This is a genomic window from Lysinibacillus sp. OL1 (assembly GCF_004332175.1).
Classification (GTDB): Bacteria; Bacillota; Bacilli; order Bacillales_A; family Planococcaceae; genus Lysinibacillus; species Lysinibacillus capsici.
Genome location: NZ_SJDS01000015.1, coordinates 67,583 through 84,058 on the forward strand (window position 1 = coordinate 67,583; position 16,476 = coordinate 84,058).

The window sequence follows — 16,476 nt, forward strand, 5'->3', positions numbered from 1 at the left end:
AATGGGAAAGACAATTGCCAGTTGGTCACCCGTACATGGGCAAGGCTGTACCTCCAACACAGCTGCTCTTGCTGCAGTGTTTGCACTTAACTATCAAGTCAACACACTCATTACACACACGCAATTTTCAGAATCAAACCTAGAAAAAATGTTTAACAAAGCTCAAAAAATGGTTGGTTTCGATAGTGGTTTGAATGCATTGGAGCGGCTTGCTAAAAGTGATTTATTAAAATCAGATGCCGTTATCGATTATACCGAAACTATTTACAATAGGCGTTTAGATATTCTAGGAGGCAGTCAAAGCAGTCAAGGGGACATATTCATTCTACATTCTTTGTTACAAGCAACAAAAGAAGCATACGATCTAGTTTGGATTGATACAGCTACAGGTTCGCCTAATGAAATAACTGAAAGTATTTTAAAAGCAGCTGATGTCGTGTTGGTTACATTACCACAAAACACCTTTGCATTAGACCGCTTCTTTGAGAAAAAAATTGATTATCCAGCCTTTCTAGATGAAAAAAATGTGATTTATCTTATTGGATCGTATGACTCAGAAGCATCATTAAATGTTAGGAAGATTAAAGGCCGCTACAAGTTAAAGAATAAAGTTATGCCTGTTGTCTATTCCCACTTGTTTAAAAATGCATACAATTCAATGGCTGTTACCGAGTTCTTCCATAGAAATAGGACGGTGCTTAAAAATCATCCTGTATATGAATTTACGCATTCATTAAGAACGGTGAATGACCATATCGCTAAACAAGTAGATCTCGTTCGTAAGGGAGATGATGAGGAAGAATGAGTTACACATTCAATGTAATTTTGATCATAGCCATCATCTTCTCAACCTTAGCTTTATTGGCTTTTTATATTTTAAGGAAAAACTCCAATAATGCTGGCTTTAATACGGATGATACAAAGGCACTTTATAACTATGAATCGATACTAACATTTATCAAGAAACGCATGAATGAGCTTACAACAAGTAACTTGTACGCAGAGAACTTATCAGAGGAAGAGTTTAAACGTCGTACACGTCGTAGACAAGAATTAAAAGATGCCCTAAAAAACTGTAATACAATGGATATTTCTTCAAAAATCTATGTACGTAGTTACATAAATGATTTGTTAACCATGGAGTATGGTTTCACAGATGAGTCCATTAATTGGACCATACCATTCGATAATCCACGTCAGATGACAGCAGAGGAAAAGTACGAAACATTATTATACATCTTTGAAAAAGAACATCAGTGGGACGCTTTAGGTTGGATGATTGACACACATAAATTAGATGAGCCTAAAAAAGATGGTAGTTACTTTATTGAAGCTGAAGATATTGACAAGCTCTATAAGATGCATGTTAAATCTGGAAAACTAAAATTTGAAGACAAGTTAAATATTATCTCACAGATTATTTATAGCAAGTATAAAGGGTTCGGTATTGTAGATGAGACACGAGATATGTCCATTGATGGTGTACTGGGTGGTGTGTCGGGCCTACCCAAAAGACGTACGTCTGAACATCTTACAGATGAGTCGTTTTTAGAAGAAGGACGGAAGAGAAAGTTCACTGGGATGGAAAGTGCCTGGATCATTTATAAAGGTAAACCAATCCATCTTCGCTTTTTATCATTTAAACATGAGTCGGAATTACGTAGGGTAGTAACAAATCTATACAAGTACGGTTATCCTGGTCAATTGTCGGAATCAAACCCAGCTATCATTAACGAAGGGTTTGATGGGTCAAGGGTAACAGTAGTTCGTCCAAAGTTGTCGGAGACATGGGCGTTCTTTGTTCGTAAGAAATATGACCTTAAGGTACTTACTTTAGAAGAGTTAATTTCTCAACCAAATAAAAAATTAGCAATTAAATTACTAGAATTTTTAATGAAGGGCAACCGAACTACAGCAATAACAGGTTCACAAGGTAGTGGTAAAACTACATTGCTTATGGCTATGGTCGGACATATCCATGCAGCTTTAAAATTACGTGTACAAGAGACAGCTTTTGAATTAAATTTACGTTCATTATTCACTGAACGTAATATCGTATCTTTCCAAGAAACGGATACAATGAGTGGCCAAGATGGTCTTGATTTACAAAAGAAGACAGATGGTGATGTAACTATTCTGGGTGAGGTTGCTACAGATCCAGTGGCAGCGTGGGCTGTTCAATCAGCACAAGTTGCTTCGCTTTTTACAATCTTTACACATCATGCAAAGACGTTTCCTTTACTTATTGAATCGTTACGTAACTCATTAATGAAAGTTGGTATGTTTAATATTGAAAAAATTGCCGAGAAGCAGGTAGTACAGGTATTAGAATTCGATGTTCATTTGACAAAATTGTACGATGGTACCCGTTATATTGAACGAGTTACAGAATGTATACCTTTGGAATACGAAGATACAAGTGAAATGAGGAACAAGATTAAAAATGCTAGCACTAGAAAGGAAAAATGGGAGGCACTCATTGATGTGGCCACTACTTTCTTCAGCCAACAAACACAGCAAAGGCAATACATTGAACGCAATATCATTGAGTTCAAAGATGGTGAGTATGTAGCTTGTCATCCAATCAGTGAAGAACGCCAAAAGGAAATACAAGCGGCATTATCACCTGTTGAACAAGCAGCATTTAAAGAATTTATTCAAACATATTGGGGGAATGTTGCATGACTTTACAAAAATTTATAGCTCCATCGTCCAACCATGATTTAGCAGCTAAGTTTCTTGAAAACCTAACCGCAAACAATTCTAAACAAAGTATTTCTTTCACAGGAAAACAAGGTAGCGGTATGCAACCTTTAACATTCCCGTTTTGGAATCAAATGTCAGGCTATTATCCTTCGACTTTAATCGAATTTTTAATGAAAGGTTGGCAAACGACAGTAATATCTGGTACGCAGGGTAGCGGTAAAACCACATTAATGATGAATCTAATTAGTGAAATTCACCCTAAATATTCTATTTTAACTAATCAAAAAAAATGTGATTTTATTCGCTCTCTATATCCTGAAAGAAATGTTTTGCCATTTAAGAAAAGCGATTCTCTAATTTCTGATTTTCATCCTAGACGCGATGTTATGGTGTCTGTATTTGATTATGAGGATTTGAGTTCGTCTCGTGAATTTTTAACAGTACATCTAGAAGGTGTTTTTAGCTTATTCACTTATTATGGGAACGAATTAACAGATATTATTGCTTCCTTAAGTAGCACATTAATGAAAAGTGGTATTTGTGATAATAAAGCCCATGCAGAACGATTAGCTGCCAATCTGATTGATTTCAACATTCATATTGAGCGTGATCAAGACACTGGTGCTCGATACATCAAGAGAATTACCGAATGTGTTCCCTTACAGTTGTCTTTTAATGGGCAACAATTTGAAACACGAAATATTGTCGAATGGCGAGATGGAAAGTATGTCACTGTTCAACCAATTAGTCCAGAACGATTGCAACTAATCGAAAAGCGCCTGTCGGAAGTTGATAATTTACAAAAGAAGGCAAACGGAAATGCAGCCATTCTTGGTGAAATGGCTACTGTCCCTGACACAGCAAGTGAGGTTTATGGCTCACTTGCACAGTTAGCAGAATCATTCCGAGCATTCACTAAATTGCATTGGATGGATGAGCATTGAACATACAAACATTAGCACCATATATATTAGTAGTCTCTATTTTAGTATTTGTATCTATTGCTGCATTTCTCTACTTCGATACTAGGAAAAGAAAAAAGGAGCAGGCGTTAATTGGAGGTATAAGTACTACTTCTAAATCGGTTCAATTTAATAAAATTGCACAAAATGCTTACAATCGACTTCTGAGAATACCTGGTATAAGAAATATTATCCTTAATATTCGTAAGCGAGTAGAGACATTGGCTGTATATGATGAGTACAGGCTGCGTACTGAAATCATGAAAATTGTTTTCACGATCTTTGCGGTTACAACACTCATTATCACAATACTACTTTTGGTAAGACCTTCACTTTTAACGGCTTTCTGGGTGCTGCTAGGGATTTTATTCCTAAGTGGTGTGCTTATCGATTACTTTGTTTACCGAGTAGAAAACAAATTATTGGTGCAACTCAAAGAGTTCAATAACAGGGTAAGAAACGCTTATCAGCAAACGAAAATGGTGGATGAAGCTGTTTATGACAGTATTCAGTATGTAGGACCAGAGATGCTGGTACAGGCTGAACATATTCACAACATTTTAACGCACTTAGAACCAGAAAAAGAATTATTGAAGTACGAAGAGGTGGCTCCTACAAGATTTTTAAAGGTAATCGCTGGTTTGTCACTTCTAGTAAAGAACCAAGGTGACAAGATCACTGACAAAGGAAGTGCCTATTTAAAAGGGTTAAGTGCCATAAATGATGAGCTAAATAGTGAAATCAACTACCGCTCCAAGTTGTCTTATCAAATGAGGAGTATGGGACCAATTACGTTACTACCTATGTTTTTAGCATTGCCTTTGAAAAACTGGTCCATTAGTTCATTTCCAATTGCACTTACCTTCTTCAACTCAACAATAGGATTTTTCACGGAAGTTTTAGTTTATGCAATCGTTTTGATTTGCTATTTACTAATTCGAAGAATGAAAAATACGACAGAAAATATACATGGTATGCATGTGAAAGAAGTGAAATGGGAGAGTGCGCTGTTAGAAAAGGTGCCTTTACTAAATAAGCTAATGGTTGGTTTATCACCAACTCCGTATACAAAGAAGCATTTTAAGCTTCAAAAATTACTAAAGGATGCCAATTCACCATTAAAAATAGAGTGGCTCACTTTACACAGATGTCTGATTACAATTGGTGTTCTTATTCTAATTGTTGGTGGATTCCTATTTGCTCATAATCGTGAACTAAATAGTGTTATGAACACTAGTATGGATTTACTCATGATGAGTAGTAACCCTACTGAAGATGAGCTGGAAATGGATAGAAAGAATACTGAATTTGATAAACAAGTCATTGCAGATCTTCAAAAGCTCACTGAGCCCCCTTCTGAGAAGGAATTTGAAGCTTATGTAGCTACACAATTAGGGGTAGATATTAAGAATCCTAAAGTAGCTGCAGCAGTAGAGCGAATCAACAATAAATGGGATGTCGTTCAAAATGGATTCTTCAAATGGTGGGAGTTACTTATTGCTATCGGAATAGCAATAAGTGCTGCTTACATTCCGATTGGGATCCTGCACTTTAAAAAATTCCTTCGGTATAAAGAAATGGATAATGAAGTGCATCAAATCTTAATTTTAATCAGTATTCTCCGAGAGTTCGATAGTATGACAGTTCATTCAATCCTCGAATGGATGGAACGTTTCTCTATTATTTTCAGGGAACCAATATCAATTACTTTACAAGATTATGATAGTGGTCCCGAAGAGGCCTTGGACTCTTTGAATTTGATGGTTAGTTTTGAACCGTTCCAGCAAATAGTGGAACGCTTAAAACTATGTGTGGTTCGAATCTCTATTCAAGAGGCATTCGAAGATATAGATATGGAACGTGAATATTACATGGATAAACGTAAGGAAAGTCAGCGTAGGACTCTAGAATCGCGAGAAATCTTAGGAAGCGGTATAAGTCTAACGCCACTTTACGCAACGATTTTCCTGTATATTGTGATACCACTAATGTACATTGCAATAACTAAAGGTACTGAAACCATGTCATATTTTAAATGATCATAAACGAATTTTGATTGTATTAGCTATATCAAGTAATCAACTTGTGAGCATATATATTTCCACCCCTACACATTAAATTTAATCGTTTGAAAAAATTTTTGAGACAAGAATGGAGATGTTTTAATGGGTACAGCAACAAAAGCCTTTAAGTGGATTGCAGGATTATTAATGGCAATTACTTTTATATCAGCAGTATTAATGATTTTTGTATTATCAATGGATGGTGCAAAAACTGGATCAAATGATGCTCAAGCTATGACTACGGAATTGTCAGAACAACGATTTATGAATTATGACAATAATGAAGTGAGTGGTAGTCAGGTAATTAGTGCATTACGAAAGTTTGAAACTCAGGGTAAAGATCAAAAAATCGCAATCTATGTTGAGACTGGCCGTAATGTTGGTGCTGGTACTTGGTATTACTCTCAGTTTGGTAGTGATCAAGTAACTGCTTCTTCGGTAACGTCAATTGAAAAAGCAATGAAACCAACTGACAATAACTATATTAATCCGTCTGGTAGATTTAATGGAACAATTGAGCGAGATACAAACGGTGTAATTCGCGCAGTAAAATTTGTACAACGATAATATAGCGATAAATTAAAGTGTGGGGAGGGATGGGAATGCTTAATAAAAAATTAAGCATTCCCAATTATTTATGACAACTGCGAGACATTCATTATGGTTCTTATTTGCATTTAGCATGTTCCTCAGTAGTGTGGCATATACAGTGTTCCTGACAACCGATATTTATAAAGGACTTACAGAATTGCCAACATCTGAAACCGTTTATAACACGCAATTAGAGATACCTGAAGAAGTTTTATGGACAGGGGCTCAGGTTGTAGGAAAACTGTATAGGCTAACAGAAAACGATTATCCAATCGTTGTAGGAACTGAAGTATTTGAAACCGATGAAGATGTAAAAAATAAACAACATTTTATTAACTTACAAGGCCACTATAAGTCAGAGACGATTTTAGGTTCTGATGGAAATATACTTAGAATCGTATTCACATATCAACCATAGAAAGGATGGTTTAATATGCCAAACTTTATATCTAAATTCTTTGCTTCCTTAATAGCACTAGGTGTATTATTTTTGTTCCCTACCTATCAAATTTATAAAAAACAGGAAGATTTAGCTTATCTTAATGCATACCAAACAGTGACTGAATTTGTAGATAATGTTCGTACGAAGGGCTTTATAACATCACAAATGGTTGAAGATTTTCAACAGCAGCTACATTTAGGTGATGTACTCTATGATGTTGAAATGGTACATAAACATAAGATTTATACGCCAGTCTATACGAATACATCTGATTTAAATTCTTACACAGGTGAGTATTCAGTAGATTATGAAGAATTCTTTGGAACTCAAATTATGGATTACTTATATGGTGATAGCGGAAAAGGCCCTATCGAGTCCAGAAAGTACAAACTAGAAAAAGATGACTATTTTGAAGTTTATGTAGAAAACAAAACGAAGTTCAAATCGACAATGCTGTTTGATTATATAACGTTGAATGCATCATCTGATAATGCAGTAGTTATCTCAATCCCATATGGAGGGATGGTTTTAAATGAAGATTACTGATTTTGTATTGGTGTTCTTTACACTGTTCCTACCCATATTTGTAGCAATTGAGATCCATTATGATAAAACAAAGACTTACATAGAATATGACCATTTTCATGAAGGGGCTTTTACTACTGCAGCACAAGATGCTGTTCATATTCTACGAACAAATGTCAATCCATTACTAGAGGCGGGATATGAGTCGTACAAAATTAATCCAGCACATCCGCAGCCAGCTTTTGATACGTTTGTACAGTCTTTGGCGGTCAATTATCAAGTAAAAGATAAGTACGCAATCAACCAAATGCTACGGTATATTCCTGTATTCGCCGTTTTAGACTATGACGGCCTGCTGCTCAATGTATACAAGCCATATAAGGACACACGCGGTGATAATGCTTATGAACGAGTATGGCTATCCAAAATACCCCTAAGCTATGCTGATGATGAGGGGAACATCATAAATTTTACGGTTGAAGAGGATATTGAGGTTTTTGATACAGAATTAAATGAGTGGTTTTTTGGCAAGAGAGCAGAACTGGCCAAAGATGGAGAAATCACGATACCGCTTCTGAAAAATGCTCAAGAATTTGACCAAATTAGACGCCAAACCATCGTCAATATTGTGCAAGAAAATCTAGCTTACTATATTAATGAGCACAACGTTTATACAAAGGCATTAGACGTTACATATAAGTTTGCTATGCCATTAATACCACAGGAAGATTGGTACAACACAGTGGACGATATTTCTATTTTCGCTTTTATCCAGGGCTACCCCTACAAAGTTGATACAAAGTCATATAATGAATATGCATTCGTTGGAACACGTCTACATTATAAAAACCCAATCTATGCTGGGATTGTAAATAATGAACGCCGATACTGGTATAAATCTTGTAATTTCAATTACAAAGCAGATGAAATTTACTCAACAAAAAAACAAGCGGCAGCGTCAGGATACCGTGAGTTATCATGTCTGAATCCGAATTAGGAGAGATAATATGAGAAAAAAGGATTTTCTCCTAGGTGTACTCTTCACTGGAGTGTTATTTTCTGTAGTTAGCTTGATACTTGGTTCTATTATAACAAGTAAAATATATTTGACTGTGACTTCTATGGATGTGGTATCCAGTACAGCTGAGATTGTATTGATTATGAAGGAACTTGAAGAAGAAAAAGTCGAACATGATTATGCTGCTACTTTATTAGAAAGACAATTAAATCGTTTAAAAAATACTAAAGAACTAACAAATGCTTCATTAAATAAAGGAAAAGCAGATGGAAGATATACAGATTACGAAGATTCCATACAAAATATCATAGACGTAGTTAATGAATTAAAAGATAGAGTCGTAACAGTAGAAGAAATAAACCTTGAAACGGATATGAAGTCTTATTTCAATGAGGTCAAATATTTTGGCGAATCAATGGAAACTTACATGAAAAGAATCTGGTAATCGGAGGGGTAGCAATGATCGTTACAGGATCTACTGAACTGGGGTTTATTCTTTTGGGGTTTATTCTTTATTTTATTTTACATTGCCTAGCCGTACATTTTGTATTACGAAATGGGCACCTGAATGATAGTATGAGATTTACACTAAAATTTTCTTATGTAGTAGCATTAGGCGTAATTATTTTCATTATGTTGTTTATAGGAATGAAACAATTTGAAATAGATTACAATACTGCTGTTAAGTTAGCTACAGTGTTAACGATGTCTTTATTATCTTTAGGGTTTCTTATTTATAAAATTGCTCAAAAAGCACAGCAAAGTAAGAGAGATGAATATATACAATAGAAAAACGAAAGGTAGATCTTAAAGATCATGCCTTTCGTTTTTCTATATGATAAAGATTAGTTAATTCATGCCACATGTAAATACTTACAATTATATTATATAATTGAATATAGAAATTTAGTAGAAGTGGTGATTTAACTTGAATTGTTGTCAATATTGTTTTAAAGATATGTATCTAATTTATAAAATTAAAGATAATAATACCTTGGGAAAATGCGATTATTGTAATTTTCTAGAAGAGGGAGAAGAAGTATATATTATAGATATAGTTAATTTAACCGAAGATTTTGAAAAGCTTTTTAAGTATTATGAAAGTACAGAACCTTATCAACATTATATTCCTGCTATTCATGATGACCCTACAGAATTTGGTGATAGGCTTATTGATTTAATAAATGAGGACTGGAATATATTCTCAGAAGATCATGTAGAATCTGGAACTGCTGAAAGCTTATTATTCGACTTATTGAAGAAAAGTGACCCAGAAAGTTCACTTGATGTAGATAATTTATATTCAAGAATTACGAATGCATTAACATTCGTAGATCCTTCAGAAAGTTGGGAACAAATATGGGAAAATTTCAAAAATGAAATAAAACATTCTAATAGATTTTTTCCTGAAGCCGAGTATGAAATCTTTAATGATCGGATTGATGAAATTTTAAATTATAGAACGACTTATACCGAGAAGATGAACCTATTTAGAGCAAGATTAGGTGAGCATCCTATTAATAAAATGATGGCTCCTCCTGCAGAAGTTGCTACAGCTGGAAGGGCAAATCCTCGTGGTATAAGCTATTTATATTGTGCAATAGATGAGTCAACAAGTATTGCTGAAATTAGGCCATGGAAAGGAGCAAAAGTAACTGTTGCTCACTTACTTCCAAAAAAGATATTAAAATTGGTTGGTCTATTTAGTCAGCCATTATCTCCTTTTGATTTTGAATCACCTTATGAAATTTTAGAAATTAATAAGATATTAACATCCTTTATACATGAATTAAGCACTCCAGTAGATCCAAATAAATCAGAAATTGAGTATTTGCCAACACAGTATATTACAGAATTAATTAAAACAAAAGGATTCGATGGTATTTTATTTGATAGTGCGATGGGGCCAGGAAACAATGTTGTAATTTTTGACGAGAATAATGTTGAAGCGAAATCAATTGATACATTTGAAATAAGTAACATCAAATATGATTTTAAATAAAAGAACTAAAGGATCCATTCTGCTGAAAAATCTTTATTAAATGGATTCTTTTAATTTAGGTAAATAAGGAGATTCTAGAGTTTAAACTTTAGTTGAAAGTTACAAATTTTTAAATGCGTATAAAAGTCTAGGATTTTGTAATAAATAGAGATACAGATCTTAAGGGGGGGTAGTGAATGGCTGAGTTGAAAATAGGAAGGAATGAACCTTGTCCCTGTAAATCGGGAAAAAAGTACAAAAAGTGTCATGGAGCAATGGAAGAAAAAAGCGATAATATAGATCCGAAAATACCTATACAGTCAGTTATAGAGCGTAAAGTAAAAGCAGGGCATATTAAACAGTGAATACATCCTGATAAATCTAAATGCTCAGAAGATATCGTTAAGGCCCATTCAATTCAAAATAATAGAATCTTAAATAAAATAGCACGTAAAGGTGAAGTGTACATGGTTAGACCTGTAATGACCCGCCAATCCTATCGAATGAACTTTAGGAGTTTCGGGCGAAAAGTGGCGACTACCTTTACTGGATTTTGTGGGTTCCATGATAAGATTTTATTTCAACCAATCGAAGATACTGATTATGTAGGTAGTGATCAGCAAAATTTCTTATTTGCATATCGTGTTTTTTCCTTTGAATATCATAAAAAGCTAGAAGCACAAAAAGTTTCTAAGAAGAGGTTAGATGATAAACCAAGTTTGGTAAAAGATGAACGTTTCATGGACCACTTAGAAGGTTATGACCTTGCCATAAGAGATACTTTACGACATAAAAAGATATTTGATCAAGCTCTCCTGGACCAAGATTATGGCATAGTTGAAACGATTTCTTTTAAAATAGATAGTGCTGCAAGATTTGCTGTTTGCTCTGGATTCTTTCTTGAATACGATCTTAAAGGGAAAAAAGTAAACCAGCTTGCTTACACAAAAAATGGAATGAAGTTATTGATGGTAAATGTATTTCCACAAAACGAACAAACCTTTGTTTTATTTAGCTGGTTAAAAGAGGATTCAAATAATTATAGGGAGTTCCGCGAACAGCTGTTAGGCTTAAATACTGAAGAAAAAATTCAGTTATTGAATAATCTTGTTCCTGCCTATAGCGAAAATGTAGTCTACAATCCAGACTTTATAGATAGTTGGAGCGAGAGTGAAAAGAAGAGTTATCTTAAAATATTTCAACAATCTATTCACAATCCTTTGATAGAAAAGAGTAAGAAAAACCTTTTAGGAGCCACTAACTATAACTTGTTCAAGTAATTGCCTTTTAACCAGAGCCTAAGATAAACGATTGAAATCCGAAAAGTAAAATGGTAATATAGTCTTTAATAAATCCAAATAAATGACGGGAACACCCCGCTTTAGATATATCGATGTAACAGACCATTTAGTCTATTACATTGATTATTTGAAGCGGGTTTTTTATTGTTCAAAATAATTTTAAGTAGAAAGGGGATTAATTTTCATTGAGAAGAAGATTAAAAGTAAGTGTCTGTACAGCTATTTTGCTGCTGAATACTTTTTCAACAAGTATACCAATGTCAGCTATGGCAGTAGATGTAGATACAACGGAGACGAATTTTGAACAAGAACCAGACGTTAGTAATGAGGATCTTGGAAATAAAAATGGAACAATAGAAGATGAGCAAATTGGTGTTGAAGAAAATCAGCCTGACGATAAGCAATCATCGGAAGATAATAAAAAATTTTCAACAGGGGAAGAAATTAATGTTGAAAAGCCTACTGCTGAAGAGGAGCTCCCACCAGAATTAAATAATATTGAATTTCAAATAAACAATTATGGAGATGGGACAGCTTCAATAACTGGATACAACGGCACTAATACAGATCTTGTAATACCAATTAGTATTAATGGATTAGAAATAGTTGAAATTGCAGATGAAGCTTTTAAAGGCAAAAAATTTACATCGGTATTATTCGAAGGAAATATTAAAAGAATTGGTAAAGAGTCATTTTATAATACTACCATTGATAGTATTAAATTCAATGGAGATGTAGATTTTATCGATAAGAGTGGATTTGAAAGCTCTGAAATAGGCAGTATCATTGTAGAAGGAAATGTAGGGATTTTTGGTGAAGAATCTTTTATGGAAAGTAAAATAGGACCAGTAACTATTAAAGGTAACATTGGCTCTACGGAGGAAGCTTCATTCTTTAAAACTGAGATTGGAGATATAGAAGTTGAAGGTAATTGGGGGAAAATAGGAGATGAGTCTTTTTCTGACTCCAAATTAGGAACAATTACTATTAAAGGTATCATCAGCGAAATGGGCTCTACTACTTTCAGGGATTCCAAAATAAAGAACTTCACGCTTAAAGAGGATATAGAAAAACTTGGAGATCATATGTTCTTAAATGCCGTTCTAGATAATTTTTTAGCAGAAGGTAATATAGGAACTATAACGAATGGTGCTTTTTTAGCCTCTAAAATGGATTCTTTAACAATCTTGGGTAAAGTTGACACCATAAATAAATACTCTATACAGCAAACTGAAATAAACACCATAGAGTTCGGAGACGATGTAGGTGATATTGGAGAGGGTACTTTCTTACTAGGGAAGTTCAATGATATTATTTTCAGAGGAAATGTAGGATCTTTAGGTGAGTCATCTTTTTTGCATTCCAAAGTAGAAAACTTAACTTTCGAAGGTGATATAGGTTCCATAGGAAGTAGTTCTTTCATTAGCGATAACATAACTCAACAATATATAGGGACACTTATAGTAAAAGGAAACATTGAAGAATTAATGGATTCCAGCTTCTTAAGTGTAAATGTTAAAGTAGGAATCACTGTAGAAGGAAGCATAAATAAAGTCGGAGATGGTGCGTTTTTATCATCTAATATTCCATTTTTACATGTTAATGGAGATATAGGAAGTATTGGTGCTAGCTCTTTTCTGTATACTAAAGGCTCCGGTTTTGAAGGAACAAAAGAGATTATTGTTAACGGAAGAATAGGAAGCCTTGGAAGCTCTTCTTTTATATACGCAGAAATGGACAAGTTCATAGTAAGAAAAGGTATAGGTGACATTGGGGACGCTGCTTTTATACTTTCAGATATAAAAGAATTAGATATATTTAGCAACACACAATTAATAGGAAATTCAACTTTCCAAGAAGCTAAATTCTACAATACCCTAGAAGTACCTAATACTGTTATTAAAGTTGGACCTAATGCTTTCAGGGGTATTGACGTTTCTGAATTTGTATATAAAGCTAGGTTTAGTGTCATACCTGATAGTATGTTTATGGCCTCTAGAGTCTTAACATATTTAGAAGTTCCAGATCCTGTTATCACTATTGAAGATGGAGCTTTTAGGGATGTTGCTCTAGAGAAAGTTAAATCTAATAAGAATTTAGAATCAATTGGTGATGAAGCTTTTCTTAACCACAATATGTCCTGTGTTACTTTATATCCTAAAGTTAAGACGATAGGGATCGATGCTTTCAAGTCTTCAAATGTAAATCCAGCCGATTTTACAATTTGGGGAGACAAAGACTCCGCAGCAGACGCATATGCACAAGCTAATGGACACACATTTAAAGAGAATGATATATTCTCTAATGATTGTAACCCAGCAGAATGGGCTATCAAAGTGGAATATGTTGACGAACAAGGAACGTTACTTGATTCAAAAACTATTAGCAAGCCTGCTAAGGGAAATCATACTGAAGTTGCCAAAGCTATTTCGGGATACACAGTGAAAAGCAATAAAACAGTTACTGTAGAAGTTACAAACGCAAATCCTAATCATACGATAACTTTTGTTTATTCTAAAAATACTTCTCCTAAACCCCCACCAGAGATCGTTTTTGGAACAGTAACGGTGAAATATGTAAATGAAGAGGGGAAAGTACTAGATACTAAAGTGGTCAGTAATGTACCGCTTGGTACGCACACTGAACAGGCCAAACAAATCGCAGGCTATACTGTAAAAGATGATCAAACCATCACAATTGAAATTACAAACAAAAATCGAGAACATACGATCACTTTTGTTTATTCAAAAAATACTTCACCAAAACCACCCGAAACGGTTATGGGAAAAGTTATAGTGAAATATGTGGATGAAAATGAAATTGTTTTAGATTCCAAAGTTGTCAATAATCTGCCCCTTGGTGAGCATATTGAGCATTCAAAAGTATTCAACGGTTACGAAGTAATTGGACCCGAACAACAATCTGTAGAGATTACTCAAAACAATACTATATTTACAATCACTTTCACTTATAAAAAAGTAAATACACCACAACCTGAATCGCCTGGTCCAAATCAGCCAGAGCCAGTAACACCAGTAATACCAGTAATACCAGTAATACCAGTAATACCAGTAACACCTCCACTTGTTACGACACCTGGTACAACGGAGCCCTTACCAGAGAATCCTAGAGAAGATGTGGAAAATCAAAAAGGGAAACGAGTTATCCGTGATGAGGGCAACGGAATATTTACCACAGTACCGCATTATTTAGACAATAATCTAAAACTTAAAATTACAACAAAATTTGACTATGGCTTATTAGTTACTGATCGTGTATCAGTTCCTTTCAAAGACATAAAAGGGTTGTTTAGTTATCAAGAGGTGGAGGATCTGTATAACTACTTAATCGTCAATGGAACAACCGCTTCAACTTTTAGTCCAAATAAGGATTTAAAACGCGGAGAATTCAGCGCCATGATTGCACGTGCTCTTGAATTAAGACCAAAAAATAAGCATGAACGATTCAAGGATGTAGCCGTCTATAAAAATGAAGTACAGGCGCTGTACGAAGCAGATATAATTTCAGGATATACGGATGGCACATTTGGTGAAGGCAAAACCTTAACACGACAAGAAGCAGCAGCAATGATTGTTCGTATGTTGGACTACATGGGGGTTGAAACAAATGTTATATCAAAAGTAGATTTGGCCGATATGGAACAAATTAGTGAATATGCGAAAGCAGCTGTGCAATATCTTGCTACTCAGGATGTGCTTGTGAGTGGCCAGACTACTAAGTTTAACCCTAAAAGAAATTTAACACGCGCAGAAATGGCTAAAGTATTAATGCGAGCTCTACGATTAAGTGAATGGTATGGTAGCACACAATAAAATATGTGGAAAATGAAATTGTAATTTTGTACTATAAATATAACGACATAACTGATGGATTGAAAGGTTGGAAGCACCACTTTCGTATTTTGCGAAGGTGGTGCTTTGTCGTTTTTAGAAATATATAGTAGGAGGAATTAAAGATATATCGTTATATTGGAAAGGATCCATAGGAGTTTAGAATTGTAGGATATAGTATTCGTGAAACTAGTTCAGAAACTATACAATACAAAAGTGTTATTGCACAAAATGAACAACCACCTTAGATATCGTCCATTTACTCAGATATGGACCAACGTTAGTTAGATAGCTATTTTAATATTCTAATTTAACCTGATGAATGTTCTTGATATTAATTATAGGGTTAATCTTAATTTAATTTGTGCAATATAAATGATTGTTTTCACTAGGGCCATATGATAAATTATTATTAGTTAGTAATAGTCATTATTGCTTAAAGGACTAATGACTTTAAAAAATATAAAAATTCAAGACGGGAACACCCCGCTTCAATTATGACTTATTCAAGCAAATTGCTTGGATAGTGAGTCGTATTTGAAGCGGGGTTTTTTGTTTGAAAAATTAGGAGGGAGATAAAATTTGCAAGCCACACTAACGTTAAACGACAACTTAAATGCTAAAGGACAAAAAATGGTAATGTGCCTCATTACTTTCCCAGTGAATATGAGTGTATTTAAGAGGGAAGAAGAGGGGTTAGTGAGAATTCCTAATACTTGGATACCTAGAAATACTACTCATCCAATTGTATCCCTTAAAGGTGATATAGCAGAGCTGTCCGATGGAAGATTTGTAAAAGACATTTTTCATTGCAAACCAAAAATATATTATGGAGAAATCCAAGTAAAGAATGAAAATGTCCCAGTATACACAAAAAAAGGTACTTTTTCAAGATACCTTACTAAAGGACAAGTTATAAAAGTGATTTCTTATTTAGAAAATAGTAGTGGTCTTTATCTGGTGATTAACGATCATGAGATAGTAAGTATTATTGCAGAGGGGATTAAATATACGCCTGTTAAATAAATAGATTATA

15 protein-coding genes are annotated in these 16,476 nt (G+C 34.3%); all 15 read left to right on the top strand.

Features of this window, described 5'->3' with window-relative positions; translation table 11 throughout:
• Position 1 precedes the first annotated feature (1 nt).
• The 15 genes from EW028_RS21150 (at position 2) to EW028_RS21220 (ending at position 16,466) form a co-directional block, all read left to right on the top strand.
• Positions 2-805, top strand: coding sequence for a CpaE/TadZ family protein (locus tag EW028_RS21150; RefSeq protein WP_131522273.1), 804 nt, complete (start codon positions 2-4; stop codon positions 803-805).
• On the top strand, positions 802-2,685 hold the full coding sequence (locus tag EW028_RS21155; protein ID WP_131522274.1) for an ATPase, T2SS/T4P/T4SS family: 1,884 nt from the start codon (positions 802-804) through the stop codon (positions 2,683-2,685). The genes EW028_RS21150 and EW028_RS21155 overlap by 4 nt, the downstream gene beginning before the upstream one ends.
• A complete protein-coding gene (locus tag EW028_RS21160; protein ID WP_131522275.1) occupies positions 2,682-3,650 on the top strand; it encodes a P-loop NTPase family protein in 969 nt (322 codons plus the stop codon). Before EW028_RS21155 ends, EW028_RS21160 begins: the two co-directional genes overlap by 4 nt.
• A complete protein-coding gene (locus tag EW028_RS21165; RefSeq protein WP_131522276.1) occupies positions 3,647-5,707 on the top strand; it encodes a hypothetical protein in 2,061 nt (686 codons plus the stop codon). Before EW028_RS21160 ends, EW028_RS21165 begins: the two co-directional genes overlap by 4 nt.
• A gap of 126 nt (positions 5,708-5,833) precedes the next feature.
• Positions 5,834-6,298 carry a hypothetical protein gene (locus EW028_RS21170; protein ID WP_131522277.1) on the top strand — a complete coding sequence of 155 codons (465 nt, stop codon included), beginning with the start codon at positions 5,834-5,836 and terminating at the stop codon, positions 6,296-6,298.
• 70 nt (positions 6,299-6,368) lie between these two features.
• On the top strand, positions 6,369-6,740 hold the full coding sequence (locus EW028_RS21175; RefSeq protein WP_193767435.1) for a hypothetical protein: 372 nt from the start codon (positions 6,369-6,371) through the stop codon (positions 6,738-6,740).
• Positions 6,741-6,755: 15 nt separating this feature from the next.
• Positions 6,756-7,310 carry a hypothetical protein gene (locus EW028_RS21180; protein ID WP_131522279.1) on the top strand — a complete coding sequence of 185 codons (555 nt, stop codon included), beginning with the start codon at positions 6,756-6,758 and terminating at the stop codon, positions 7,308-7,310.
• A complete protein-coding gene (locus EW028_RS21185; RefSeq protein ID WP_131522280.1) occupies positions 7,297-8,286 on the top strand; it encodes a hypothetical protein in 990 nt (329 codons plus the stop codon). The genes EW028_RS21180 and EW028_RS21185 overlap by 14 nt, the downstream gene beginning before the upstream one ends.
• Positions 8,287-8,296: 10 nt before the next feature.
• On the top strand, positions 8,297-8,752 hold the full coding sequence (locus tag EW028_RS21190) for a hypothetical protein (protein ID WP_131522281.1): 456 nt from the start codon (positions 8,297-8,299) through the stop codon (positions 8,750-8,752).
• 14 nt (positions 8,753-8,766) lie between these two features.
• A complete protein-coding gene (locus EW028_RS21195; protein WP_131522282.1) occupies positions 8,767-9,096 on the top strand; it encodes a hypothetical protein in 330 nt (109 codons plus the stop codon).
• A gap of 169 nt (positions 9,097-9,265) precedes the next feature.
• Positions 9,266-10,309: an RES family NAD+ phosphorylase gene (locus tag EW028_RS21200; RefSeq protein WP_193767436.1), complete on the top strand. Its 1,044-nt coding sequence runs from the start codon at positions 9,266-9,268 to the stop codon at positions 10,307-10,309.
• 176 nt (positions 10,310-10,485) lie between these two features.
• Entirely contained in the window at positions 10,486-10,653 is a 168-nt protein-coding gene (locus EW028_RS25705; protein ID WP_227744998.1) for an SEC-C metal-binding domain-containing protein, read from the top strand.
• A 102-nt stretch (positions 10,654-10,755) separates the two neighbouring features.
• Positions 10,756-11,568 (top strand): hypothetical protein, encoded by an 813-nt coding sequence (locus tag EW028_RS21210; protein ID WP_131522284.1) that lies wholly within the window; start codon positions 10,756-10,758, stop codon positions 11,566-11,568.
• Between the two features lie 206 nt (positions 11,569-11,774).
• Positions 11,775-15,422 (top strand): leucine-rich repeat protein, encoded by a 3,648-nt coding sequence (locus tag EW028_RS21215; protein ID WP_131522285.1) that lies wholly within the window; start codon positions 11,775-11,777, stop codon positions 15,420-15,422.
• Positions 15,423-16,022: 600 nt separating this feature from the next.
• Complete coding sequence (locus tag EW028_RS21220) at positions 16,023-16,466, top strand: hypothetical protein (protein ID WP_131522286.1); 444 nt, start codon at positions 16,023-16,025, stop codon at positions 16,464-16,466.
• Positions 16,467-16,476 lie beyond the last annotated feature (10 nt).

Coding starts and splice junctions, on each gene's coding strand:
- EW028_RS21200 (WP_193767436.1), top strand. CDS start 9,266: ATGTATCTAATTTATAAAATTAAAGATAATAATACCTTGGGAAAATGC.
- EW028_RS25705 (WP_227744998.1), top strand. CDS start 10,486: ATGGCTGAGTTGAAAATAGGAAGGAATGAACCTTGTCCCTGTAAATCG.
- EW028_RS21160 (WP_131522275.1), top strand. CDS start 2,682: ATGACTTTACAAAAATTTATAGCTCCATCGTCCAACCATGATTTAGCA.
- EW028_RS21155 (WP_131522274.1), top strand. CDS start 802: ATGAGTTACACATTCAATGTAATTTTGATCATAGCCATCATCTTCTCA.
- EW028_RS21195 (WP_131522282.1), top strand. CDS start 8,767: ATGATCGTTACAGGATCTACTGAACTGGGGTTTATTCTTTTGGGGTTT.
- EW028_RS21170 (WP_131522277.1), top strand. CDS start 5,834: ATGGGTACAGCAACAAAAGCCTTTAAGTGGATTGCAGGATTATTAATG.
- EW028_RS21210 (WP_131522284.1), top strand. CDS start 10,756: ATGGTTAGACCTGTAATGACCCGCCAATCCTATCGAATGAACTTTAGG.
- EW028_RS21175 (WP_193767435.1), top strand. CDS start 6,369: ATGACAACTGCGAGACATTCATTATGGTTCTTATTTGCATTTAGCATG.
- EW028_RS21180 (WP_131522279.1), top strand. CDS start 6,756: ATGCCAAACTTTATATCTAAATTCTTTGCTTCCTTAATAGCACTAGGT.
- EW028_RS21185 (WP_131522280.1), top strand. CDS start 7,297: ATGAAGATTACTGATTTTGTATTGGTGTTCTTTACACTGTTCCTACCC.
- EW028_RS21150 (WP_131522273.1), top strand. CDS start 2: ATGGGAAAGACAATTGCCAGTTGGTCACCCGTACATGGGCAAGGCTGT.
- EW028_RS21190 (WP_131522281.1), top strand. CDS start 8,297: ATGAGAAAAAAGGATTTTCTCCTAGGTGTACTCTTCACTGGAGTGTTA.